Below are 23,023 nucleotides of genomic sequence, written 5' to 3' on the forward strand. Positions count from 1 at the left end.
CCGCTTCGGCGGAATGCTTGACCGATTCTTGCTGTTCTCAGGCAGGATATGGAAAGGCCGTCTGGATTTCAGGCGGCCTTTCGTGGTTTTTGGAGGAGATGCACCGGGGGAGAGAGCTTTCTGAAGAAAGCCCTCTCCCCCGGCCCCCCTCTTCCAAAGACTTTTGACCTTATGGAATCCCTTTTCGCAGCTTGTCTTTTCCTGATAGTATCCGGCCTTCCGCCGGATTTTTTGTGGGATAGGCTGGGTTATAGAAATGGTTGATGCTTTTTTCCTTGAAACTTCAAAGGGATAACCGGAAAAATGCCTTAGCTGTGGATCCCTTCAAGGGGAGAACTGGAAAAAAGCTCTATTTTTCACCGCACTGTGGAGATGAGAAACAACCACATACTATAACAAAGCCCAACTATATGCTTTTTCTCCAATTTTTCCGCTGGAGGGAGCCATAATTAGGGGATTTTATTGGTTATTTCTTTGGAATTTCAAGGAAAAAAGCATCAGCCGTTTTCTTATGGCACAGCCTTTTCCTTAAGCTATGTCTAGGAAACCGTTGATGCTTCCTTTTTTGAAATTCCATCGGAAGAACCGTAAAAAGGCCCCTACGAAAAAAGCCCCACGCAAGAAATGAGAGTATTGCACAGATATAAAAGACGATGGAAAATTGAATACCTTTTTGCATGGCTTAACAGATTTAAAAAGGCAATAACTCGCTGGGAACATTGCGCTGAACAATATTACCATCCTTGTTTATCCTGCTTTTTCTATGATTTTGCTTTGCCGTATTATAACAAGTGGATTCCAATTATGAAATGAGTTTTGATAAAATACCCAATCATGGAGTCCAGCAGCGAGAAAAACTGAGAAAAAGTTTACATTTTAGTATATTACAAAAATAAAACAACCATATACTCTGACAGAGCCTTTCCTTGAAGTCCCAAGGAGCAATCAATAAAAGGTCTCAGCCATAGAGTCCGCCAACGGAAAAACTAGGAAAAAGGGAGGCGTATTTCAGCATTCTGGGGGGTTGGAGCAACCACATGCTATGACAGGGGCATAGGGTAGAGAATTCTCGTTTTCTGATTTTTCTATTCCCATCATACCATTTCATTGAACCCTTGACCGCTTCCATCCCTGCTCTATCCCTGACAGGAGGGCAAGAGTAGCGCTATTCCTGTCATGCTGCCATTTCAGGAAAACTGCGAATAGGGATTCAATAAGGGGGAAAGTCTTGGAAGGGAGAGAGGAGGGGGCGTGGGGGAGGAGAGAGGGAAACTTTCTCCAGAAAGTTTCCCTCTCTCCTCCCCCACATTGATTGTTCTAGAATCCCTTTTCCTTCATCCACATGATGAGGTCGGCGACGCGGTTGGAGTAGCCCCATTCGTTGTCGTACCACGAGACGATCTTGGCGAGCTTGCCGTCCTGCACGGTGGTGTACTCGGCTTCGACGATGGAGGAGTGCGGGTTGCCCTTGAAGTCCATCGAAACGAGCGGGGCGTCGCTGTAGGCGAGGATGCCCTTAAGCTCACCTTCGGCGGCTTCCTTGAGCGCGGCGCGCATCGTGTCGGTGTCGGTGTCCTTGTTCAGGATGGCGGTGAAGTCCACCACGGAGACGGTGGGGGTGGGCACGCGCAGTGACCATCCGGTGAACTTGCCCTTGAGCGAGGGGATGACCTTGGCTACGGCCTGAGCCGCACCGGTAGAGGTGGGGATGATGTTGCAGGCGGCGGCACGCGCCCGGCGCAGATCCTTGTGGGGCAGATCGAGGATGCGCTGGTCGTTGGTGTAGGCGTGCACGGTGGTCATAGTGCCGGAAACGATCCCGAAGAGGCGCTCCACGACGAGGGCTACCGGAGCGAGGCAGTTCGTGGTGCACGAGGCGTTGGAAACGACATGATGCTTGGCCGGATCGTAGTCGTTGTGGTTTACGCCCATGACGATGGTAAGATCTTCTTCCTTCGCCGGGGCGGTGATGATGACCTTCTTGGCGCCGTTTTCAATGTGCACATGGGCTTGTTTGGCGGAACGGAAAATACCCGTGGATTCGACCACCACGTCGACGCCGTAGGCCCCCCAGGTGAGGAGCTTGGGATCGCGCTCCGCGAAGCAATGGATCTTCCAGTCGCCCACGGTGGCGTTGTCGCCTTCCACCACGGCGTCAAGATGGGCACGGCCGTAGTTCGTATCGTATTCGAGCAGATGGAAGTTGGTTTCCGCATCGAAGAGGTCGTTGATGGCGACGACTTCCACTGTATCCTGATATTTGGCGTGCAGGGCGCGGAAGACCTGTCTGCCGATGCGGCCGAAACCGTTGATGCCGACTCGTACTTTTTGCATGTGGAATCCTTTAGTCTTCAAAGACCTGATAGTTGTAGGACGTCAGCAACTCGTAGTTGAGGCGGGTCGCTTCGTGCATGCGGGCGTTTTCAATGGCGATGGCGGAAATGTTCGCCACGCCGAGCATGAAATCGCATTCGTCCGGGGTGAAATCGCGCTCTTCGCTGGAATAGACGCGCAGGATGCCGATGGCCTTGCCGTTCACCATCAGCGGGGCGGACAGGACGGAAACAAGCCCTTCGGCCTTGGCGCTGTCGGGGTACTGGAACCGTCCGTCGCTGCATGCGTCGCGCAGGTGGATGAGCTTGCCCTTGAGGACTTCGCCGTCCAGCCCGCTCTTGGACACTTCAACGGGGCCTTTGCGCATGTAGCCGGAGGAGAGGCCCCACGCCGCGCTGGCGAGCAGAACCTTGCCCGTGCGGTCAAGCAGGCGAAGCGTGCTCGCCTTGCAGTTCATGGCTTTGGCGGTCTGTTCCGTGATCTTGTGCAGCACCACGGTGGGCTCCAGACTGGAATTGATCACCGTCGCCACTTCCAGCAGAGCACGAAAATAATCATGACCTGTCATTGTGTTTCTCCTTTGCCGCCGCCCGCCATGCCGGGCATGGCCGCGGCGCGTTACGGAATTACGGGGAGACGCGCTTCGCAAGCGTTTGCGGAACGGCGCTTCGCCGTGTAAATTTCTTGGACTTTTTCGAGCGGGCCGTTTTCCTTCCACCGTGAACGCGGAAAACTGAGCGAAGATCAGATGAAAACCTCCGTATCCGCTTTCCTTTCACCGGGAAAATCCCTCCCGCTCAGGGCCAGTTCTTCGCGTGGGCGATGAGAGCCGGCGCAGGGGCAAGAAGGTTTGGGATGAGCCGGCTAGCCCTTCGCGTAGGCGGCGAGAACCGCGTCGATGAGGTGGCCGCGCACGGCGGTGCGATCGAGGTGGTTGACCGCCGCGATGGTCACGCCCGCCGGAGAGCATACCTGCTCACGCAGGATGGCGGGGTGGCTCCCCGGCAGCGCCGCCAGCTTGGCGGAACCGAGAACCAACTGCGTCACCAGATCAAGCGCCTCCTGACGGGTAAAGCCCATGGTGACGCCCGCCTCGGCGAGTGCGTCCATGAAGTGGAAGACATAGGCCGGGCCGCAGCCCACCAGCGCCATGAACGCGTTGAACTTCTTTTCCGGCAGCACGATGGTGGAGCCCAGCAGCCCGAACAGATCGAGAATCATGCCGAACACGTCTTTGGGCAGTGCAGGGTCTTCCTGAATGCCGAACACGCCGGCCCCCACGAGGGCGGGGGTATTCGGCATGACGCGCGCCACATGGCAGCGGCCCTGCACCGCATCGCGCAGCTCGTACAGCGTAACCCCGGCGGCGATGGAAATGACGACTGTTTCCGGTTTCAGGGAGGGCAGGGCTTCGGCGAGCACGCCGCCGACGAGGTAGGGCTTCACCCCAATGATGAGGATGTCGCAGCGGGCGGCGATGCCGGGGATATCCGGTACGGCGGTCACACCCTTGGCGCAGAGGGGCTCAAGGCGCTGGGGCGTGCGGTTGTAGCCATAGAGTTCCAGGCCGGGAACTTCGGTGAGCCCGCCGAGGATGGCCCCGCCCATGTTGCCGCAGCCGATGCAGCCGATACGCTTGCTGGTGAGGGATGCCGGTGTGTTCATGGTTTTCCTTTTCTGAAAAAGTCGCGTGCGGGATATACCCGGCACAGGGAGATGAGGAGAGCGTTTTTTTCTGCCGCCATGCGGGAAAGCGCCGCCCCTCGGAACCGTACCCGGAAAGCCGGTGATCTTCAGGAAGGCGTTTACGGCTGGTATCCGACAGACGGTGCGGAATCCTCCTGCCGTTCGGAGGGGAAGTCCGGGGCAAGCGTCTCTTCCTCGACGGGCTGGAGCCGCAGGGGAACCAGGCGGATGCCTTTGTCCCGTTCCTGTGACCACTGTTTGAGCGCCGCCAGGACATGCGGGCCGGGGGTGGCGATGGCTACGGCGTGCCCTTTGGCCCGCGCCGTTTCCTCCGCCTTTTTCAGGCCCGCGAGCACGGCGCCTTCAGTTTTGGGGCAGTCGTCCAGCGCAAGCGTCCTGCGCCACGCCGGAAGCCCACGCCTCCGCGCTTCCGCGTATAGAATTGACCCCTGATGGGTCACGTCGTCAAGCACATATAGCCCGGAACGTGCCAGAATTTCACAGAAACGCCGCGTCGCCGCCGTATCCGTGGTCAGCCGGGAGCCCATAAAGCTGCTCGCGCCCGTGGCATAGGGCACATGGCCGAGGGCGTCGTCCATCAGGATCCGCATGTCTTCCTCGGACATCTTCGTGGTGATTTCGCCGGGGCCCGCCTTGACGAATGGGGACTGCATCGGCTCCATCGGCATATCCACAAGGACTTCCTGCCCGGCCTCGTGCGCGGCCGCCGCCGTCGCCGCCGCATCCTTGGCAAAGGGCAGCACGGAAAACGTAATTGGCAGCTTCAGGGCCAGCAGCGAGGCCGTAACGGCCTTATCATCGCCCAGTTCGTTCATGACGATGGTCAGGCGCGGGGCCTTGTCCGTGGGCGGCAGGATGGGGAATGCCTCGTCCGTGGCTTCAAACCAGATTTCGTGCGTCAGTACGCCCTTGGCCGCCAAGGTGAGCTTGCCCGGCGATTCGGTGAGTACGGCACGGTCGGCCCATATGTCGAGGCTTTCGGCCAGCGCGTTGAGGAAGCGGAACACCGGTTCCGGGGGGCCTTTCACATCGCCCGTTTCGGCGGACGGCGCATGCCCGTTTTCGCCCCTCGCCGTTTGCGGGGCCGGGGTTGGGGCAACGGGGGGCAGATAGATGCGCATCCGCTGGAGGTGGTAGATATCCTTGCCTTGCGTGCGGTAGTCGGACGTCAGGAGGAGGATGCGCCCCTTGTCGAGCTTGAGCCGCAATACGGTCTGGAGCAGGGCGAAATCGATCTGCCGGGCCGCGTCGGTCAGGGTTCCCGAACCCTCCTGATAGGGCAGGGTATTCTGCCGGATGGCGTCCTTCATCCGGTTCCCCAGATGGCTGTTGGGCGGGAGGATGGATTCGAGGGAGGCTTCGGCAGGCGGGGCCGGTTTGGGGAACAGGGACTCTACGGCCTGTTCCGCTTTCTCGGCAACCAGCCGGGACGTTGCCGCCGTCGTCTCAATGGTCATGAACGCAGTCCGCTGTACGCTGCGCGCCGTGTAACTGGCGGCTTCCCATACCGCGTAGGCGATAAGGAAGAGGAGAGCCGTCAACAGGGTAGCCAGAACCGAACCCTTGAATGTCCTGACCGTGTATGGATACGGATCAGGCAGGCGCACGCCGCGCGCGGCCAGCCGTTTCCGCAGTGCGGGAAACCACTCCATGAAACTCCAATGGCATCGGGCAGGGGACTGCCGCTGTACATACGGACAGGAGGGATCGCGGGAAAACCGGCGATCCCTCCTGCCGGGGATTGCTGTTAGTGGATGGTACGGATCTTGGGAAGGCTCTTCACGAACTGGAGGCTCATGCGGAGCTGGTTGTCACGCTCAAGGAATTCCTTCGCATCGGGCAGCGGCTCGTTCGCCGCCGGAGCGGGCGTTTCCACCTTCTTGCCGGACGCCTTGCCCTTGTCGCCGTCGGTCTTTTCAAGGTGCTTGTTCAGATCCTTCTCGCGGATCATGCGCAGGGAGCTGAGCGGCGCGGGCTTTTCCTTCGGCGCTTCAAAGGGCACTTCCAGATCGGGCATGATGCCTTCGGCCTGGATGGAGCGGCCGGACGGCGTGTAATAGAGCGCCACGGTCAGCTTGAGGCCCGAACCGTCGGACAGCGGGATGATGTTCTGCACCGATCCCTTGCCGAAGGTGCGTTCGCCAACGAGCAGGGCCCGCTTCTGGTCGCCGAGCGCCCCGGCTACGATTTCGGAGGCCGAGGCCGATCCGCCGTTTACGAGCACGACGAGGGGCGTGTCGATGATGTCGGTATCTTGCGGCTTGGCGGAGAATTCGCGGGCGGTCTCTTCCTGGCGGCCGCGCATGGAGACGATGACGCCCTTGTTCAGGAACGTGTCGGAGACGCTGACGGCCTGATCCAGCAGCCCGCCGGGGTTGTTGCGCAGGTCGAGGACGATGCCCTTGATGGGGCCCTTGCGCTTGGCGTCGGACAGGGCGTCGAGCAGCTCCTGCGTGGTGCGTTCGCTGAAGCGGGTAAGGCGAACCCAGTAGTAGCCGGGCTCAAGCTCGCGGGACTTCACGCTGATGAGCGGGATGGCGTCGCGTTTGATGCGCAGGTCCACGGGCTCCTTGGAGTCGCGGTGCAGGATGGTGAGCACCACTTCGGAACCCTTGGGGCCGCGGATATGCGAGACGGCTTCCTGGAGCGTCATTTCCAGCGTGGGCTTGCCGCCCACGGCAAGGATGATGTCGCCGGACTTCATGCCGCCCTTGTCGGCGGGCGTGTCTTCGATGGGGGTCACGACGGTGAGCTGGTTGTTCTCCATCGTGATTTCGATGCCGATGCCGAAGAATTCGCCGGACGTGCTTTCCTGCATATCCTTGAACTCTTCCTTCGAGAGCATGGTTGAGTGGGGATCGAGGGATTCGAGCATCCCCTTGAGCGCGCCGTTCACCAGATCAGGGCGCGGGGTCTCCTTCACATAATACCGCTCGACGATGTCGAGGACTTGGCTGAACCGTTTGAGCGCATCGAAGCGGCTGTTTTCCCCGGCGGCGAAAGCCTGTCCGAACGTCAACGAACCGACGGTCAGAAGTGAGAACAAAAAGAGCGCGGCGGCCCGTGGCTTCCTATACATAACAACAGCCTCCGAAGCTGAAACAGTAGCTGGAACAATGGGGGTGAAGATACCGGGGTTCCTTTGAAAACGCAAATGTTCCGAAAGGGTGCATTTCCTGCGCTTTTCCCTTCATCCGGGATGGGGCGGCGGACGGGCGCGGGCATGCCGCCGGGAAAAACTTGGAGATTCATTTCCAGCCCTTACCATAAGAGTGGGCGGGGCAATGTAAAGGGGGGCGGATGGCGGAAAAGGCATGATGGATATGAGGCCGCGGATCTTTTTTTCTCAGGAGGGCATTTTTTCTGTTGACAGATCAGGGCAGGCCGGGTAAATACCTCTCCTGCATGGGCAGTTAGCTCAGTTGGTAGAGCATCGCCTTCACACGGCGGGGGTCACAGGTTCAAGTCCTGTACTGCCCACCATGCATGGAGCGGTAGTTAAGACGGTTATAACGCCGGCCTGTCACGCCGGAGGCCGAGGGTTCAAGTCCCTTCCGCTCCGCCATTCAGTCTGTATCGGATTTTTCCGATATCCATATTCGGCAGCCTTCACGGGTTGTCAGGCGACCGAAGCGATTCGGGAAGCCGCCTCTGCGGAGCGGTAGTTAAGTCGGTTATAACGCCGGCCTGTCACGCCGGAGGCCGAGGGTTCAAGTCCCTTCCGCTCCGCCATTTTTTAGGACATCCTTTTGGGGGTGTCCTTTTTTTGTGCCGTAGCCGCCGTTGAGACGGGTGCCCCTGTACACGGTACCTTTTCAGGGGGTGCCGTCCCTTCCGGCCTGTTCCTCTCATGATGGAGCTTGCCTTTCAGACAGTTTCCCCTCCATAAGGTTTTCCCGGAAAGGGAGCCGCGTGCTTGAACGCCTTCGGGAGATGCCGCCTTGCTCTTTTCCCTTCCCTGAGAACCGCTTTTCCTGCCGTTAGGATTCTGTTGCTTCCCGTTTATCGGGGCATCCGGGCTATTCCATGCAAAAAAAGCATAATTTTTTTAGGGAGGAGACATGAAGAAACAGCTCATCCTCGTAGGCGGGGCAATGGGCGTGGGGAAAAGCGCCGTCTGCCGGGAGCTGTTGCGGCAGCTCACGCCGGGCGTCTGGCTGGACGGCGACTGGTGCTGGAACATGAATCCTTTTGTCGTTTCGGAAGAAAACAAACGGATGGTGCTGTCCAACATCACGCATCTGCTCCGAGCCTATCTGAACAATTCGAGTTACCGCTACGTGCTGTTCTGCTGGGTCATGGATCAGCCCCTCCTTTTCGAGGCCGTGCTCGGCCCGCTTCGGGGTATTCCCTTTACGTCGCACAGCTTTTCACTCGTCTGCACGGAGCAGGCTTTGCGGGAACGGCTGGAACGCGATGTACGGGACGGCATCCGGGAGGCTGGCGTCATCCCGCGAAGCCTCCGGCGGCTGCCTGCCTACGCCGCACTGCCGACATGCAAACTGGATGTGACGTCCCTGACGCCCTATGAAGCCGCCTGCGCAATCGCTGCATCCGTAGGAAGGGCGTCTTCTTGAGGCGCGCCGGATCTCTCCGGGGCTGGCGAAAGCTGGCACGGGGCCTGACGGCGCCGGACGTCTTGGAAGAAAAAGGAAGGGCGTTCCGGCAACAGAGAAGGGGAAGGAATCCCCTCTCCAGAAAGGCTTCCTTCCCCCGTTCTCTTTTTCAGCACCCCTTACTTGTAGCTTTCGATCAGCGCGTTGGCGCGGCCCTGCGCCTTCTGGATGCGGACACGGAGGCTGGCTTTGTAGGCATCCATGTCCTCAATGGGCTTGCGGGCGACGCCGGTGTCCATCGCGGCCTGCGCAACAGCCGGGGGCAGCCATTCGATGAGGCGGGGATCAAAGGGCTTCGGGATGACGTAGCCCTGCCCGAAGCTGAAGGTCTGGCCCTGATAGGCGGCGGAAACTTCGGCGGGCACCGGCTCCTTGGCGAGCGCGGCGAGGGCGCGGGCGGCGGCGAGCTTCATGGCCTCGTTGATTTCCGTGGCGTGTACGTCCAGCGCCCCGCGGAAAATATAGGGGAAGCCGGAGAGGTTGTTGATCTGGTTCGGGAAGTCGGTGCGGCCCGTGCCCATGATGCAGTCGGGGCGGGTTTCCATCGCCAGCGGATAGGCGATTTCGGGATCGGGGTTCGCGCAGGCGAAAATGACCGGATGCTCGGCCATGCCCTTGATCATGTCGGGCGTGAGGAGATCCTTTTTGGACAGGCCGAGGAAGAGATCCGCGCCCTTGAGGGCTTCGGCCATGGTCATGTCTTCGGACAGGGCGAACTGCGCCTTGTATTTGTTCAGATCCGTGCGCCCCTTGTGCAGGATGCCCTTGGAGTCGAACATGCGGATATTCGCGGGATCGATGCCGAGCTCGGTGTAGAACTTGGCGCAGGCGATGGCCGCCGCTCCCGCCCCGGACACGACCACGATGAAGTCTTCGGCCTTCTTGCCGGTGATTTCCAGCGCGTTGATGAGGCCCGCGCCGGAAATGATGGCCGTGCCGTGCTGGTCGTCATGGAACACCGGGATGTTCATTTCCTTCTTGAGCACCTCTTCGATGTAGAAGCATTCAGGGGCCTTGATGTCCTCAAGGTTGATGCCGCCGAAGGTGGGCTCAAGGGCCTTCACCACTTCGATGATCTTGTCGGGATCGGTGAGGGCAAGGTTGATGTCATAGGCGTTCACGTCCGCAAACGCCTTGAAGAGCACGCTTTTGCCTTCCATGACCGGCTTGCCCGCGAGGGGGCCGATGTTGCCGAGCCCGAGGACGGCGGTGCCGTTGGAAACGACGGCCACGAGGTTGCCGCGCCCGGTGTAGGCGTTGGCGAGGGAAGGATCGTCGGCGATGGCGAGGCAGGCGTTGGCGACGCCGGGGGAATAGGCCATCGACAGGTCTTTCTGGGTAAAGCAGGGTTTGACGGGAAGGACTTCAAGCTTTCCCGGGCGGGGTTCCTCATGGTAGGCGAGGGACTCTTCCTTGGTGAACAACGCCATGACGATCTCCTGTGGTTTGGGTTCAAATGAGGTGCAAAAGCGATAGCATAAGGAGGAATGGGGGGCAATGGCGGCTTCCCTGTTCATGGAATTCCTGTTATGCTGAAACGGTATGCCGGGAAGAGAGCTGTCGGCGGCCAGCAGTGCAGCCCCGCGCCCCGGATGGAAGTCAACGAGAAAGGATGAAATTATGTCGCTGATCGAAATCAGGGATGTCCATAAATGGTATGGCGAGTTCCATGTGCTCAAAGGTATTTCGGAGCAGGTCGAGAAGGGCGAGGTGCTGGTCATCTGCGGGCCCTCCGGCTCCGGCAAGAGCTCGCTCATCCGCTGCCTGAACCGTCTGGAGCCGATCCAGAAAGGGGACATCCTCTTTGAAGGGACGAGCATCTACGCCCCGGAAGTGGACGTGAACGCCCTGCGCGCCGAGGTGGGCATGGTCTTCCAGCAGTTCAACCTCTACCCGCACCTGACCGTGCTTGAGAACGTGACCCTTGCACCGATCAAGGTTCGGGGCATGGGCAAGAAGGAAGCCACGGATCTGGCGATGGAACTGCTTGGCCGCGTGGGGATCGCGCGTCAGGCCGCCAAGCGTCCGAGCGAGATTTCCGGCGGGCAGCAGCAGCGCGTCGCCATCGCCCGTTCGCTCGCCATGCAGCCCCGCGCCATGCTGTTTGACGAACCCACCTCCGCCCTCGACCCGGAAATGATCAACGAAGTGTTGAGCTGTATGAAGGATCTGGCAAAGGACGGCATGACCATGCTGTGCGTCACGCATGAAATGGGCTTTGCCCGCGAAGTCTCCGACCGCGTCATCTTCATGGATCACGGCGTGATCCTCGAAGAGGGCACCCCGGAACAGTTCTTCACCAACCCGCAGCATGAGCGCACCAAGGCGTTCCTCCGCGAAATTCTCTAAGGATACGGCATGTCCACACCCGATCTTATCCGCCTCGACATCGTGGTCGACGAGGAGCAGTACGATACCGTCGCCGGGCTTCTGGTTCGGAACATTTCCTACGGATGGGAGGAGGACAGCCTCCCCACCGGCGAAACCCGTTTCCGCGTGCACTGCGACAACGCCATCGTGCAGGAGAACCTCCTCAGCGCGCTGCGGGCATGGCTGCCGGGCCTCGACGTCGAGCAGTCCAGCGTCCCGCGCCAGGACTGGACTGTGGCGTGGCGCGAGTTCTTCACGCCCGTCCGTGCCGGGCAATTCATTGTGCTCCCGCCGTGGCTGCTTGAATCCACGCCGCCGGAAGGCCGCAAGCCCATCGTCATCGAGCCGAAATCCGCGTTCGGGACCGGGCACCACAACACGACGGTGCTGTGCCTCGAAGCGATTACCGAACTTCTGGCATCGGGCCGCCTCAAGGCCGGACAGCGTTTCTTCGACGTGGGCACCGGATCGGGCATCCTCGGCATCGCCTGCTGCCTGAACGGGCTTACCGGGCTCGGCTCGGACATCGATCCGGTCGCCGTGGACAACGCCCTTGAGAACGTGGCCATCAACAAGGTGGCCGACGGTTTCCGCATTGCCCCCGGCAGTGCCGAGGCGGGCGAAGGCGAGCGGTTCGATCTGGTGGTCGCCAACATCCTCGCGGGCCCGCTCCGCGAACTGGCCCCGGCGCTCATGGCCCGGATGAAGCCGGGCGCGTGCCTTGTGCTTTCCGGCCTGCTGGACGTGCAGGCCGATGCGGTCGAGGCGGCGTATGCCGAACTCGGCAAGGCGCGGCGCGTGCAGTCCGGGGACTGGGTGGCGCTGGTCTGGGGCGAATAGCTTCTGAAGGCGCAGGGCGGGGGTTCCCGCCCTTTTTCTTGCCTCGGCGGAACCTGTGGCAAAATCGGCGGCCTGCGGAATATGTCGCCCGCTGCCGCTGCGGATGACGCTATGCGGAACGACGTTGACAACTGGCACTATTGGCGTCCGGGAGAAAGCGCCATTGTGGAAATGGGGACTGTCCACGGGCTGGACGTGGGCTTGCCGCCGCATTTCCATGAAGAGGATCAGATCACGTTTGTCTTTTCGGGAAGGCGGCGGTTCATAGTCGGCAATGCGCCGATGGAAATCGGCCCCGGAGAGGCCATGCGGATACCTTCCTGGACGCCGCACCGCTCATTGCCCGACATCCATGAGCTTTCATGCTTCAATGTCTATCTGAACCCCGGCAGATACGATGTGGACGGGGTATTGTCGGCCTTGAGGGGCCTCTGCCGCCGGAGGGGGTATGCGGTTTGCTGGCCCGACATCGAAGCCGCCATTGCCCGGTATTGCGGCAATGCGCCAAGGCCGCCCCTGCCAAGGCGCCCGCCCGATCTTGACGAAACGGTTGCCCGGCTGGCCCAACTGTCGGGCATGAGCCGGGAAGGGTTTTCGCGGCATTTTAAAAGGGCGTATGGGCTTCCCCCTCAGGCTTTTCAGATCATGGCAAGGCTGAATTCGGCAAGGGAATTGCTGCGGGAAGGGAAATCCCCAATCATCGCCGCATCGGAGGCGGGGTTTGCGGATCAAAGCCATATGGGCCGCTATTTCCGCCGTTTTTTTGGAGTCACCCCCGGCCGGTATCGGATCGGGAAAGTCACATCCGTTCTAGAAATCCTCCCCCGATCAGGTATCGTCCGAAACAACGATACCCTTTATTGAGGAGGCTGTTATGGAAAACCTGAGCACGTTCTGTTCGTGTACAAACCTCGCCTGTCCCCTTCACCCCACAAAGCACGATAAAGGCTGTGCCCCCTGCATCCAAAAGAACTTGAGGCTCAAAGAAATGCCCAACTGTTTCTTCAACCTCGTAGAAGGGACGGAAAACAGGGCCGGCGATTCCTTTGAGGATTTCGCGAAATACGTTTTGCGGAAGTGAAACCCGTTTCAAGGATGCCGCCTAAGGGATGTTTTTTGTCGGTACGCCTTTCTTAACGATGCGTTCTGGAAAAGCGTTCATGGGCAGGCTTGCTTGAAGGAAGGCAAACGGGCCGTCGGCACATATGCCGACGGCCCGTTTGCCTTTGGTTTCCTCTTTCGTGGTGCCCGGCCCGGCCGGTACGGCGAAGAGGATTCCATGAAGCCTTAGGTCGTGTCGTCGTTTGACATAGAACTATTTGAAGTTATTGAAAACAGTCTTTTTGTAGCTTGAAAGATAGTTAAATGATTTCAATAGATTATATTTAATTGACGGCATAGCCTAGGCAATGATCCTGACGGTGTTCTTTTTCAGATACCCGGACGGCATATAGCTTTCCTTGGCCTGACGGAGCCCTTCCTCATCGGCGTCCTGTTCGCGGTTGATGAACAGGAAGTCCTTGGCTGAATGTTTGGCGAAACAGAAATTGATGGCCTGATAGACGCCGCGGTATTCAGGGCGGCCCTTTTCAAAGTGGACGACGATGGTCTGATCGTCGAGCGGTTCGCCCACGGCGAAGGCGGCCATTTCCCCGCCCACGTAGAGCGCGCCGCCGATAAGCCCGGGCAGGGCGTCCCAGTTGCGGAGCACGGAACAGACCACGTCGCTTTCGGCCAGCAGCGAAGCGGACTTCTCGCATTCCCGCCATTTGCACCAGTCGTTTTGGAGCGCCAGCACCTGCGGCATGATTTCGCCGTTCAGGGTGCGGTAGTCCTCCCCATAGGCCTTCATATACCCGTTGACGTGGTTTTTCTTCTTGTGGAGCTTGCTGCCCGCGAGGGTCGAGAGCGCTTGCTGCGTGTACAGGTATTCCCATTGGCCCGGCGTTTCTTCGATTTGCACGCGGCCCGGCAGACGTTCGAGCAGCAGTTCGCACAGCGGCTCAGGGGCGCGGAGGATGGTCGTGCCCGGTACGAGTTCGGGCATGGCGGCCCAGTCGGCGGCGTGCCAGTCGCCCACCGGAGCCCACAGGCGTTCGACGGGCAGGTCGTTGCGCTTCTGGCGGATCCAACAAAGCCCGTGCGCCGTGCGCCACTCAAGGTTGTAATGGGTTCCCCAGCCCCAAAGGTTGGTGAAGGTATAGTCGGCGGCGTGCAGGGGCAGCGCGCGGAAGTAGGGGGCATACGCGGCGGCGTCGCCGAGTTCGATGGAAGAGAAGTTTTCCGTAAGCATGTGAACCTCTGGTTAACGGGATGCGCAGGTATGGGGGCGCACGGTCAGGGCGAAACGGGTCCAGTTGCAGCGCAGCGTGACCCATAAGAGCGAAAGCGACATGACCACCTGCGAAACGAAGGTGGAGAGGAAGACCCCTGAGGCGTCCTGCCAGATGATGTGGCCGAACAGCCATGCGATGGGCAGGCGTACCGCCCAGACCGCGAAGCTGAACGAGACCATCGGGTAGACCGTGGCTCCGGCGCCGTTGAGCCCGCCAGCCAGCACGACGCTGGCGACGGTGAACGGCACGGCCATGATGTTGAAGGAAAGGTATTTGACGGTTTCGGCCTGCACGGCGGGATCAGGGGCGATCAGGCCCGCGAGTTCCATGCGCCAGGGCCATATGGCGGCCCCCACGCAGCACATCCCCGCGCAGGCGATGCCGAGCGTGGCGAGCAGGGTGCGTTTGGCCTCGCGGCGGTTGCCCTCGCCGAGCGCGTGCCCCACGAGCACCGAGGCGGTCATGCTGAACGCCACGGCTGGCAAAAACAGAATGGATTCCACCCGCAGCCCCGTGGTCAGCCCCGCAAGGGCGTTGACCCTGCCGAAGGGCAGGGAGGCCGTGATGACGTACAGGACCATATAGCCGGTCTGCCACAGGAAGGACGTGCCGAACGCGGGCCCGGCGACCTTGAGCAGGTACGGGGCCCCCGCCTTGATCCAGCGCCAGCCGGGGAAGCTGTCGCGTGTGAACAGCCCGTGGCGCATGAGCAGGAACAGCATGAGCGCGGCCCCGACGGTGACCGAGATGAGCGTGGAGTAGGCGAGCCCCGCTGCGCCGTAGGCCGGGAACCCCCACCAGCCGAGCCCGAAGGCCAGATCGCCGAAGACGTTGAGCAGGCAGGCCGTGCCGGTCACGTACAGCGGGATGAGCACCATCTTGGCGGAACGGAACACGGCCGCGCCGATGGTGAGGGTGTATTGTCCGGGGATGCCCCAAATCGTCGCCGTCAGGAACATGATCGCCACGGGCATGATGCTCTCGGGCGTCTGGATGAGGCGCAGGAGCGGTTCCCGCCACACCGAGGCCGCCACCGCAATGGCTGAGCCGACGGCGATGCAGCCGATGGTCACGAGCCCCACATACCTCCTCGCCCGGACGAATTTGCACGCGCCGAGCGACTGGCTGATGGAGGCCACCGCGCCGTTCACGGCGGCCATCGCCAGCGCCATGAACATCATATGGCACTGTGTGATCAGGCCGATGGAGGCCTGCACCTCCGAGCCGATGCGCCCGCCCGCCCACACGTCGGTGATGCCAATGACGAATTGACAGAGCAGCATGATGCACTGCGGCCAGGTCAGGTGCCAGATGGTGTGGATGCGTTCGGTGTTCAGTTTCATATGGCATGGGGGTTGGGGGTCCGATGGAAGCATACGCCCCATGCCGTCCGGCACAAGGCGATGAGAGAAGGAAGGCCCGCGGCCGGGGAACTCTTTCCTATGGAAAGGGGGAACCATTAAGCTCCTCCCTTTTGCAAAATGTCCTCATCCGTTCCGCTGCTTTCAAAGAATGGGGCGGTGCGGTGGTGAGCCCGTACCGGCTGATTTTTCCGCAGCGGGGGTTCCCTGATGCCGGATCTGCCGTCCTGTTCGCGGCGGCCTGGGCTGGGGTATCAAAAAAAGGGTTGAATCGGGGGCCGCCGCGTTTTTTCATGGGGCACAGGACGCTTCCCTCCAAAATGCGGGCAGTGCTTCAGTAATACGGTTTGCGGGGGATGAGGCAATGCCCCCATCTTATTCCTGTGGCTGTGCCATAGAAAGTGGTTGGTGCTTTATTCTTTGAAATGCCAAACGGATAACCAATAAAATATCCCAGGCATGGAGCCCATCGACGGAAAAACTGGAGAAAACGCCTGTGGTTTCGCCATACTGTGGAGATAAAACGGCCACATCCTCCGGCAGGGCCCTTCCTGTTCCTTCGCCCCTCTCCGAACCCTTTGTCAGGGGGCGGCTAGGCCGTGCGGACGTTGTGGAGGGAGGGGGCCCTTTTCAGGGCGGTTCCCCTCCCTCCACAGATGTCCTTCGATGGCCTTTGTGCTTACTCCCCAACCATCCCGGCGGAGGCGAGCGCCTGAAACAGGACGATGCCCGCAGCGGTGGAAAGGTTGATGCTGCGGACTTCGCCCTTGATGGGGATGCGGACGTGATGCGGCGAGAGCGCAATCACTTCCGGCGGCAGCCCTGACGTTTCGCGCCCGAAAACGAGGGAATCGTTTTCCGTGAACGCGAAACGGTGCAGGGCGACACCCCGCCGGGCGCTGGTGAGGACGAGCCGCCTGCCCGCCCCGGCGTTTCGGAGGTAGGCGTCGAGGCCGGGCCATACCGTCATGTCCACATGGGGCCAATAGTCAAGGCCCGCCCGTTTGAGGTAGCGATCCTCAAGCTTGAAGCCCAAAGGCTCGATGAGATGCAGCGAAACCTGCATGGCGGCGCACAATCGGGCCACATTGCCCGTATTCGGAGGTATTTCCGGCTGAAAGAGAACGACATGCATACAGGTCGGCATCCGTGTAATAGGTGAAATGGGTTTTCAATAAAGGTGGACAGAAGAACGCGGGATGCTTATTAGGCTTCAAAGCCCAGTTTGTTGATGGCCTTCTTCACTTCCGCGATGTCGAGGGGCTGGGATTCCTTCCAGGTGGCTTCACCCTTTTGGAGGTCGACGTTTACGTCGGTCACGCCGGGAAGCGCTTCCAGAGCCTGGGTTACGGCCTGCTTGCAATGGTTGCAGGACATGCCTTTCACGGTGAGAGTGGGCATAATCGTATCCTTTCTGGGTAAGAAGGTGGATGATGAAGGGGCAGCCGTGCTGCCCGCCCTTCATATCATAAGAGCTTAGCCGATATTGGCAAGCAGAGGAGAGGCACATGGATCAGCAGAAAGAAGTTCTTTTCACCGTGGGCGGCATGCACTGCGCCGCCTGCTCATCGCGGCTTGAGCGCGTCCTGAACGGCATGGACGGCGTACAGTCCGCCACCGTCAGCCTTGCCGCCAACAGCGCCACCGTCGTGCCTGATCCTGCGCTTTCCGAATCAGACACCGAAGCCCTTATCCAACAGATTGGGGAGCGGGCCGTGGATATGGGGTTCACCGCAACGCCCGTGGCCCCGGAAGCCGATATGGTGGACACATGGGAAGCGCAGCAGCAGGAAACCATTGGGCGGCTCGCGATGCTGAAGGCCCGGCTGTGGCCCGAATTCGGATTCACCATCCTGCTGCTTCTGGTGTCGATGGGGCACATGTGGGGGCTTCCGCTGCCCGCAATCATCGATCCCATGCATTCGCCGGAGTCCGCCCTCAACCACGCGCTGTTGCAGCTTGTGCTGACCTTGCCGGTCATCTGGTCGGGACGCCATTTTTACCTGACCGGTCTGCCGAACCTGTGGCGGCTCACCCCGAACATGGATAGCCTCGTGGCGATGGGCACGGGCGCGGCGTTCCTGTACAGCCTGTGGAATACGGCCGAGGTTGCGCTTGGGCATACGGGCAAGGTGATGGATCTGTATTATGAGTCCTCCGCCGTGCTGATTTCGCTCATCTCGTTCGGCAAGTACCTTGAGGCCGTTTCGCGGTTCCGCATGTCCGACGCCATCGGTGCCCTCATGAACCTGACCCCGGAAACGGCCCTGCGCCTGCCCGCCCCCGACAAGACGGATCAGGCCGAAGAGGTTCCGGTCAAGGCCGTGCGCGTGGGGGACTATTTGCAGGTGAAGCCCGGCGGGAGGATTCCTGTTGACGGGGTAGTAACAAGCGGCGCGTCCAGCGTGGACGCCTCCATGCTGACCGGCGAGTCCATGCCCGTCCCTGTGGGCGTGGGCAGTTCGGTGGCGGGCGGCACGATGAACACGACCGGGTCTTTCATCATGCGGGCCGAGCGCGTCGGTGCGGATACGGCCTTGTCGCGGATCATCAAGCTGGTGCGCGAGGCGCAGAGCTCCAAGGCGCCCATCGCCCGGCTGGCCGACGACGTGAGCCTTGTTTTCGTGCCCACGGTCATGGCGCTGGCGGTCATCGCCGGTGCCGGGTGGTTGTTCTTGGGGCATGTGCCGGTTTCGGAAGCCTTCCGTATTTTTGTAGCCGTGCTGGTGGTGGCTTGCCCGTGTGCGCTCGGCCTTGCTACGCCCATTTCCATCATGGTGGCTACGGGCCGGGGCGCGCAGATGGGCGTGCTCGTCAAGAACGGTACGGCCCTTGAACTCGCGGGCCGTCTGGATGTGCTCGTCTTCGACAAGACCGGGACGCTGACCGAAGGCAAGCCCCGCCTGCTTGCCGCCGAGTCCTTTGATCCGCTGTTCGACGAGGAGCGCATCTTGGGATACGCCGCCTCGCTTGAGGGCGTGTCCGAACATCCGCTTGCGCTGGCCGTGACGTCCGCCGCCGAGGAGCGGAACCTCCGCCTGTATCCCGTCAGCGGCTTTGCCAGCGTTTCCGGCCTCGGCGTATCCGGCAATGTGGATCTGGAAAACGAGTCCATACCGTTGTTGCTCGGTAACAAACGGTTGATGGAAGAGCGGCAGGTTGCTTTTGATGCGGTAAAGGATCTGGATGCCCGTTTGGCGGGGCTGTCGGATTCCGGCGCGACGCCCCTCTTGCTTGCCGTGAGTGGCCGCCTTGTGGGGATGCTTGCCGTAGCTGACGCTATCCGCCCGGAAACGGCGGGCGTGGTGAAGGAGCTCCGCCAGCTTGGTTTGCGGGTGATCATGCTCAGCGGCGACAACCGCCGCACGGCTGAAGCCATAGCGAAGGCTGCGGGCATAGATGAGGTGATTGCCGATGTGTTGCCGGATGGTAAGGAGAAGGTGATCAGCGAACTGCAGGCCTCCGGGCTGCGGGTGGGGATGATCGGCGACGGCATCAACGATGCCCCCGCGCTGGCCCGTGCCGATGTCGGCATGGCGATGGGCAACGGCATTGACGTTGCCGTGGAAGCCGGGGACATTGTCCTTCTCGGCAGCGACACCCGTTCTGGCAAGGGGCTGCGCGGCGTGGTGACGGCGCTGGAGCTGAGCCGGGCAGCCTTGCGGAACATCCGGGAGAATCTCGGCTGGGCCTTCGGCTACAACATCCTTTGCCTGCCCATTGCCGCCGGGGTGCTCAAGATCTTCGGCGGCCCCTCGCTTTCACCCATGATCGCGGGTACGGCGATGGCCTTCTCGTCCGTCTCCGTTGTGCTCAACGCGCTGCGCTTGCGGCGGTTTGGAAAGTAGGGGAATGAATCGGGGAGGGGAGGAAGAACCTTTCTGAAGAAAGGCTTCTTCCTCCCCTCCCCGAACCCCTCCCCTCCATCTCCAAAGACTTTCGACTGGTGGGGAGGCGGCGCGGCGGGAGTCCCGCTGTATGATGGGCTATAAAAATGTAGGCAAGCCCGGAAACGTTGGTTTCCGGGTTTGCCGTATTTTATTTCTTTGGTTCTGTCATAAATATGTGTTCTTATCTCCACAGTATGGTGAAAATACGGACTTTTCTCCAGTTTTTACCGTCGATGGGCTCCACGGTTGGGGCACTTATTGGTTACTTTTTGGGAGGCTCAAGAAATGAAGCCTTAACCATTTCCTATGGCACAGCCATTTCCTTTTGATGCCTTGCCGGGAGACGCGTGGTGGAGGTTCAGCCGTCTTGCCTCCCTTCTCGGCATCAGCCTTTACGAAAAAACTCCATCTCCAAAGACTTTTGATTGGTGGGGAGGCGGCGCGGCGGGAGTCCCGCTGTATGATGGGCTATAAAAATGTAGGCAAGCCCGGAAACGTTGGTTTCCGGGCTTGCCGTATTTTATTTTTTTAGCTCTGTCATAAATATGTGTTCTTATCTCCACAGTATGGTGAAAATACGGACTTTTTTCCGGTTTTTACCGTCGATGGGCTCCACTGTTGGGGCATTTATTGGTTACTTTTTGGGAGTTTCAAGAAATAAAGCCTTAACCATTTCCTACGGCACAGCCATTTCTTTTTGATGCCTTGCCGGGAGACGCGTGGTGGAGGTTCAGCCGTCTTGCCGCCCGTCTCGGCATCGACCTTTACAAAAGTCTTGGGAGGGAGAGGGGAGGTTTGGAGGGGGGAGGGAACCTTTCTTTAGAAAGGTTCCCTCCCCCCTCCAATCTTACTCTTCGACAAAACACCGCGTCAGATCGTCCAGCGTCTCGCGGCGGCGGATGAGCTTGGGCGTGCCGTCGCTGGTGATGAGCACTTCGGCGGCGCGGGGGCGCTGGTTGTAGCTGGAAGACATCACGAAGCCGTAGGCCCCGGCGTCGAGCGCGGCGACGATGTCGCCTTCCTTGATGAGCGGCAGTATACGCTTCTTGGCGAGGATGTCGCCGCTTTCGCAGATGTTGCCGACGATGCTCTGTTCGACAAGTTCGGCATCGGGTTCGCCGCCGTCGCGGAAAATTTCGATGTCGTGGAACGAGTCGTACATGGCGGGGCGCACAAGCACGTTGAAACCGAGGTCGGTGCCCACATAACGGTTCTCGCCGTTGAACTTGGTCGCGTGTACGGTGCCGAGCAGCACGCCGCATTCCGCGACGACATAACGGCCGGGCTCGATGAAGAACTTCCCTTTGTAGCCGGTTTCCCCGACCCATGCGGACAGCAGGGCGTGAAGCCGGCGGCCCAGTTCCTGCATGTCGAGGCGGGGCTCTTCTTCATACTTGCGGTAGGGGATGCCGAGGCCGCCCCCGAAGTCGATGATCTCAATGCCGGGGAACAGATCGGCGAGATCCGACTGGATGAAGTGCAGCAGGAATTCGATGGCGTTGAGATAATTGTCCGGCTCCATGAACAGCGAGCCGATGTGCTGGTTCACCCCGGCGAGCGTCAGCCCGTGTTTTTTGAGCAGGGCGCGGACTTCATCCAGCGAGGTGGGATCGATGCCGAATTTGGTTTCCTTTCCGGCGGTGATGACCTTTTTGTGATGCCCGGCCCCGATGCCGGGGTTGATGCGGATCATCACCTTGCCGCCGGGGTTGACCTTGCCATACTGGTCGAGCTGCGACAGGGAATCCACGCTGACGATGAGGCCGTTGTCCACGGCGTTTTTCATTTCTTCGGCGGAAACATTGTTACAGACGTACAGGAGGCGGTCGGGCGTGAACCCGGCCAGCTTGTTGATATGCAGTTCGCCGGGCGACATGGCGTCGGCGTGGCAGCCTTCTTCACGGATGATGCGCAGGAGGGCGGGGTTCGTGTTGGCTTTGGCGGAATAGTTTACATGGAACCCCGGAAGGCTGGAAAGGCCGAGCAGATCCCGGCAGCGCTGGCGCAGCACGTCTTCATTATAGACGTAGAGCGGGGTGCCGTACTGGGCGGCAAGTTCCTGCGGCGTCGTGTTTCCAAAAAAGCGGGCCTTGTCGGTCTGGACGGAGCGAACGTTTGGCATGGATTGTCCTCTGAATGGCAAAAGATTACGGGGTAAAAGTAACAGGCTGTACGGTGCTGTCAATAGAAAAGGGGGATGGGATAAAATACAATGTATTTTCGTATGTTAAGGATATACAAGATTGTCATGCCCGCAGGGACGGCGGGAATCCCTTGAAAGGGTATTTGACTTTCCGCCTTTCTGGGGACATGGTGGAATATCAAAACTACATTAAGGAGCCTTTCATGGCAGTCAAAGACGGCAACACCGTTCGCGTGCACTATACGGGAACCTTTTCCGACGGGGAGGTATTCGACTCTTCCAGAGAGCGTGAGCCGCTGGAATTTACCATTGGCGACGGAAGCCTGATCCCCGGCTTTGAGGATGCATTGCTCGGGCACAATGCGGGCGACCGTTTTACAGTCACCATCCCCGCTGATGACGCTTATGGGGAGCATCTGGAAGAACTCCTCATGGAAGTGCCCGTGAGCGAAGTTCCGGAAGACATCAAGCCCGAAGTGGGCATGATGTTGCAGATCGCCACCGATGAAGGCGATATGGAAGTGCAGATCGTCGAAGTGAACGATAAGGCCGTGGTGCTTGACGCCAACCATCCGTTGGCCGGGGAAGACCTGACCTTTGACATTGAAGTTATCGACGTCAAATAGGCTTTGCGCATAAGCTCCGATTCGGTTATTCTGAATCGGAGCTTTTTTCTGAAGGCGTTTTTCACAGAGAAAGGGCAGAGGGAACGACTGAGCGGGTCGCCTTTTGCTTCGGACATCAGGCCCTGGAGGAGACATGAAAGTTGTTTTCGAGATCACCGGGTTGAGTTGTGACCTTGCGCTTCATCCCATCTCGCCCCAGACGGCGGAGAGCATGCGTGAGGGCGGGCGCGACATCTACAGCCAGAAGTACATGAACTGGTGGCGCAGGGGCAATACGCGCACGTTCGGCATGCGCCTCAACGAGTCTTCCGAGATCCGTTTGCAGGTGGATGGGAAGGACGTTTCGTTTAACGCCAACCTCCTGTACCGCAACGTGTACACGCTGCGCCAGCGTATGTACCTTTCCAGCAAGGCCCAGTTCCTGGCGGTTCTGGGCTATGACAACGAAACGTGCACGTTCCGCTGGATTTGGGAGAATATTGAAGAATTCGATGCTTCCAAGTTCAACTTTGTCGTGACGGACTGGGACAACGTCCTCGGCACCAAGGGCTATCGGGTGCTCGACAACGTGTTCTACGATGACAAGCACGCCGACGATGAGGAATGGCTGAATCCGAGCGGCTTCACCCTGATGGATCCCATCGTCATCGACCTCGATGACGTCCGCCGCGAGATCGAAGAAGAACTCAAGGGAACCGCCGACTACGGACGGTAAGATGTGCGCCGGGGAAACTTTTCCCGGCAGCTTGGGAAGGGAAAGCCTCCGTGCCTGCGGGGGCTTTTTTTATGGCTGGCGGGAA

Annotated in this window: 19 protein-coding genes and 3 tRNA genes; 11 read left to right on the forward strand and 11 right to left on the reverse strand. The window is 59.8% G+C overall.

Going from position 1 to position 23,023, the window contains the following annotated elements:
- Positions 1 to 1,317: 1,317 nt before the first annotated feature.
- The 5 genes from gap to AC6I1V_RS11100 all read right to left on the reverse strand — a co-directional run bounded on the left by gap (position 1,318) and on the right by AC6I1V_RS11100 (position 7,120).
- Positions 1,318 to 2,334 (reverse strand): type I glyceraldehyde-3-phosphate dehydrogenase, encoded by a 1,017-nt coding sequence (gap, locus tag AC6I1V_RS11080; RefSeq protein WP_302551272.1) that lies wholly within the window; start codon positions 2,332 to 2,334, stop codon positions 1,318 to 1,320.
- A 10-nt stretch (positions 2,335 to 2,344) separates the two neighbouring features.
- Positions 2,345 to 2,902 carry a GAF domain-containing protein gene (locus AC6I1V_RS11085; RefSeq protein WP_302551271.1) on the reverse strand — a complete coding sequence of 186 codons (558 nt, stop codon included), beginning with the start codon at positions 2,900 to 2,902 and terminating at the stop codon, positions 2,345 to 2,347.
- A gap of 296 nt (positions 2,903 to 3,198) precedes the next feature.
- Positions 3,199 to 3,999, reverse strand: coding sequence for a pyrroline-5-carboxylate reductase (gene proC / locus AC6I1V_RS11090; protein WP_302551270.1), 801 nt, complete (start codon positions 3,997 to 3,999; stop codon positions 3,199 to 3,201).
- 140 nt (positions 4,000 to 4,139) lie between these two features.
- Positions 4,140 to 5,693 (reverse strand): divergent polysaccharide deacetylase family protein, encoded by a 1,554-nt coding sequence (locus AC6I1V_RS11095; protein WP_486853421.1) that lies wholly within the window; start codon positions 5,691 to 5,693, stop codon positions 4,140 to 4,142.
- 95 nt (positions 5,694 to 5,788) lie between these two features.
- A complete protein-coding gene (locus AC6I1V_RS11100) occupies positions 5,789 to 7,120 on the reverse strand; it encodes a S41 family peptidase (RefSeq protein WP_302551268.1) in 1,332 nt (443 codons plus the stop codon).
- Positions 7,121 to 7,448: 328 nt separating this feature from the next.
- Between AC6I1V_RS11100 and AC6I1V_RS11105 the strand changes: the two genes are divergently transcribed.
- The 4 genes from AC6I1V_RS11105 (at position 7,449) to AC6I1V_RS11120 (ending at position 8,618) form a co-directional block, all read left to right on the forward strand.
- Positions 7,449 to 7,524: transfer RNA gene (locus tag AC6I1V_RS11105), tRNA-Val, on the forward strand.
- A gap of 5 nt (positions 7,525 to 7,529) precedes the next feature.
- A tRNA-Asp gene (locus AC6I1V_RS11110) sits at positions 7,530 to 7,606 on the forward strand.
- A 90-nt stretch (positions 7,607 to 7,696) separates the two neighbouring features.
- A tRNA-Asp gene (locus AC6I1V_RS11115) sits at positions 7,697 to 7,773 on the forward strand.
- Positions 7,774 to 8,102: 329 nt separating this feature from the next.
- Positions 8,103 to 8,618: an AAA family ATPase gene (locus tag AC6I1V_RS11120; RefSeq protein WP_486853420.1), complete on the forward strand. Its 516-nt coding sequence runs from the start codon at positions 8,103 to 8,105 to the stop codon at positions 8,616 to 8,618.
- Positions 8,619 to 8,776: 158 nt separating this feature from the next.
- On the opposite strand, the gene AC6I1V_RS11125 is transcribed toward AC6I1V_RS11120, so the two are convergent.
- The gene (locus AC6I1V_RS11125) at positions 8,777 to 10,087 is read right to left on the reverse strand and encodes a malic enzyme-like NAD(P)-binding protein (RefSeq protein WP_308770625.1); all 1,311 of its coding nucleotides are present in this window, start codon (positions 10,085 to 10,087) and stop codon (positions 8,777 to 8,779) included.
- 190 nt (positions 10,088 to 10,277) lie between these two features.
- Here AC6I1V_RS11125 and AC6I1V_RS11130 point away from each other — a divergent pair, with 190 nt between their 5' ends.
- From AC6I1V_RS11130 to AC6I1V_RS11145, 4 genes are all read left to right on the forward strand, one after another.
- The gene (locus AC6I1V_RS11130; RefSeq protein ID WP_302551265.1) at positions 10,278 to 11,006 is read left to right on the forward strand and encodes an amino acid ABC transporter ATP-binding protein; all 729 of its coding nucleotides are present in this window, start codon (positions 10,278 to 10,280) and stop codon (positions 11,004 to 11,006) included.
- A gap of 9 nt (positions 11,007 to 11,015) precedes the next feature.
- Positions 11,016 to 11,867 carry a 50S ribosomal protein L11 methyltransferase gene (locus tag AC6I1V_RS11135; RefSeq protein WP_486853419.1) on the forward strand — a complete coding sequence of 284 codons (852 nt, stop codon included), beginning with the start codon at positions 11,016 to 11,018 and terminating at the stop codon, positions 11,865 to 11,867.
- 111 nt (positions 11,868 to 11,978) lie between these two features.
- Entirely contained in the window at positions 11,979 to 12,731 is a 753-nt protein-coding gene (locus AC6I1V_RS11140; protein WP_308770624.1) for a helix-turn-helix domain-containing protein, read from the forward strand.
- A 10-nt stretch (positions 12,732 to 12,741) separates the two neighbouring features.
- Positions 12,742 to 12,948, forward strand: a complete 207-nt coding sequence (locus AC6I1V_RS11145) for a DUF6485 family protein (protein ID WP_302551262.1) — start codon at positions 12,742 to 12,744, stop codon at positions 12,946 to 12,948.
- Between the two features lie 321 nt (positions 12,949 to 13,269).
- On the opposite strand, the gene AC6I1V_RS11150 is transcribed toward AC6I1V_RS11145, so the two are convergent.
- From AC6I1V_RS11150 to AC6I1V_RS11165, 4 genes are all read right to left on the reverse strand, one after another.
- A complete protein-coding gene (locus AC6I1V_RS11150; protein WP_302551261.1) occupies positions 13,270 to 14,160 on the reverse strand; it encodes a DUF2156 domain-containing protein in 891 nt (296 codons plus the stop codon).
- A gap of 12 nt (positions 14,161 to 14,172) precedes the next feature.
- Positions 14,173 to 15,546 carry an MATE family efflux transporter gene (locus AC6I1V_RS11155; RefSeq protein ID WP_486850547.1) on the reverse strand — a complete coding sequence of 458 codons (1,374 nt, stop codon included), beginning with the start codon at positions 15,544 to 15,546 and terminating at the stop codon, positions 14,173 to 14,175.
- 697 nt (positions 15,547 to 16,243) lie between these two features.
- Positions 16,244 to 16,699, reverse strand: coding sequence for a tRNA (cytidine(34)-2'-O)-methyltransferase (locus tag AC6I1V_RS11160; RefSeq protein WP_308770621.1), 456 nt, complete (start codon positions 16,697 to 16,699; stop codon positions 16,244 to 16,246).
- A 71-nt stretch (positions 16,700 to 16,770) separates the two neighbouring features.
- Complete coding sequence (locus tag AC6I1V_RS11165; RefSeq protein ID WP_308770620.1) at positions 16,771 to 16,965, reverse strand: heavy-metal-associated domain-containing protein; 195 nt, start codon at positions 16,963 to 16,965, stop codon at positions 16,771 to 16,773.
- A gap of 107 nt (positions 16,966 to 17,072) precedes the next feature.
- On the opposite strand from AC6I1V_RS11165, the gene AC6I1V_RS11170 reads away from it, so the two are divergent.
- Positions 17,073 to 19,412, forward strand: coding sequence for a heavy metal translocating P-type ATPase (locus AC6I1V_RS11170; protein ID WP_302551255.1), 2,340 nt, complete (start codon positions 17,073 to 17,075; stop codon positions 19,410 to 19,412).
- Positions 19,413 to 20,301: 889 nt separating this feature from the next.
- On the opposite strand, the gene lysA is transcribed toward AC6I1V_RS11170, so the two are convergent.
- On the reverse strand, positions 20,302 to 21,576 hold the full coding sequence (lysA, locus tag AC6I1V_RS11175; protein ID WP_479859876.1) for a diaminopimelate decarboxylase: 1,275 nt from the start codon (positions 21,574 to 21,576) through the stop codon (positions 20,302 to 20,304).
- A 224-nt stretch (positions 21,577 to 21,800) separates the two neighbouring features.
- On the opposite strand from lysA, the gene AC6I1V_RS11180 reads away from it, so the two are divergent.
- Both AC6I1V_RS11180 and AC6I1V_RS11185 read left to right on the forward strand, forming a co-directional pair.
- Positions 21,801 to 22,223, forward strand: coding sequence for an FKBP-type peptidyl-prolyl cis-trans isomerase (locus AC6I1V_RS11180; RefSeq protein WP_486853418.1), 423 nt, complete (start codon positions 21,801 to 21,803; stop codon positions 22,221 to 22,223).
- 133 nt (positions 22,224 to 22,356) lie between these two features.
- Positions 22,357 to 22,938 carry a hypothetical protein gene (locus AC6I1V_RS11185; RefSeq protein ID WP_302551251.1) on the forward strand — a complete coding sequence of 194 codons (582 nt, stop codon included), beginning with the start codon at positions 22,357 to 22,359 and terminating at the stop codon, positions 22,936 to 22,938.
- Positions 22,939 to 23,023: the final 85 nt, after the last annotated feature.

The sequence above is a fragment of the Bilophila sp. T19-St14 genome (assembly GCF_059728385.1).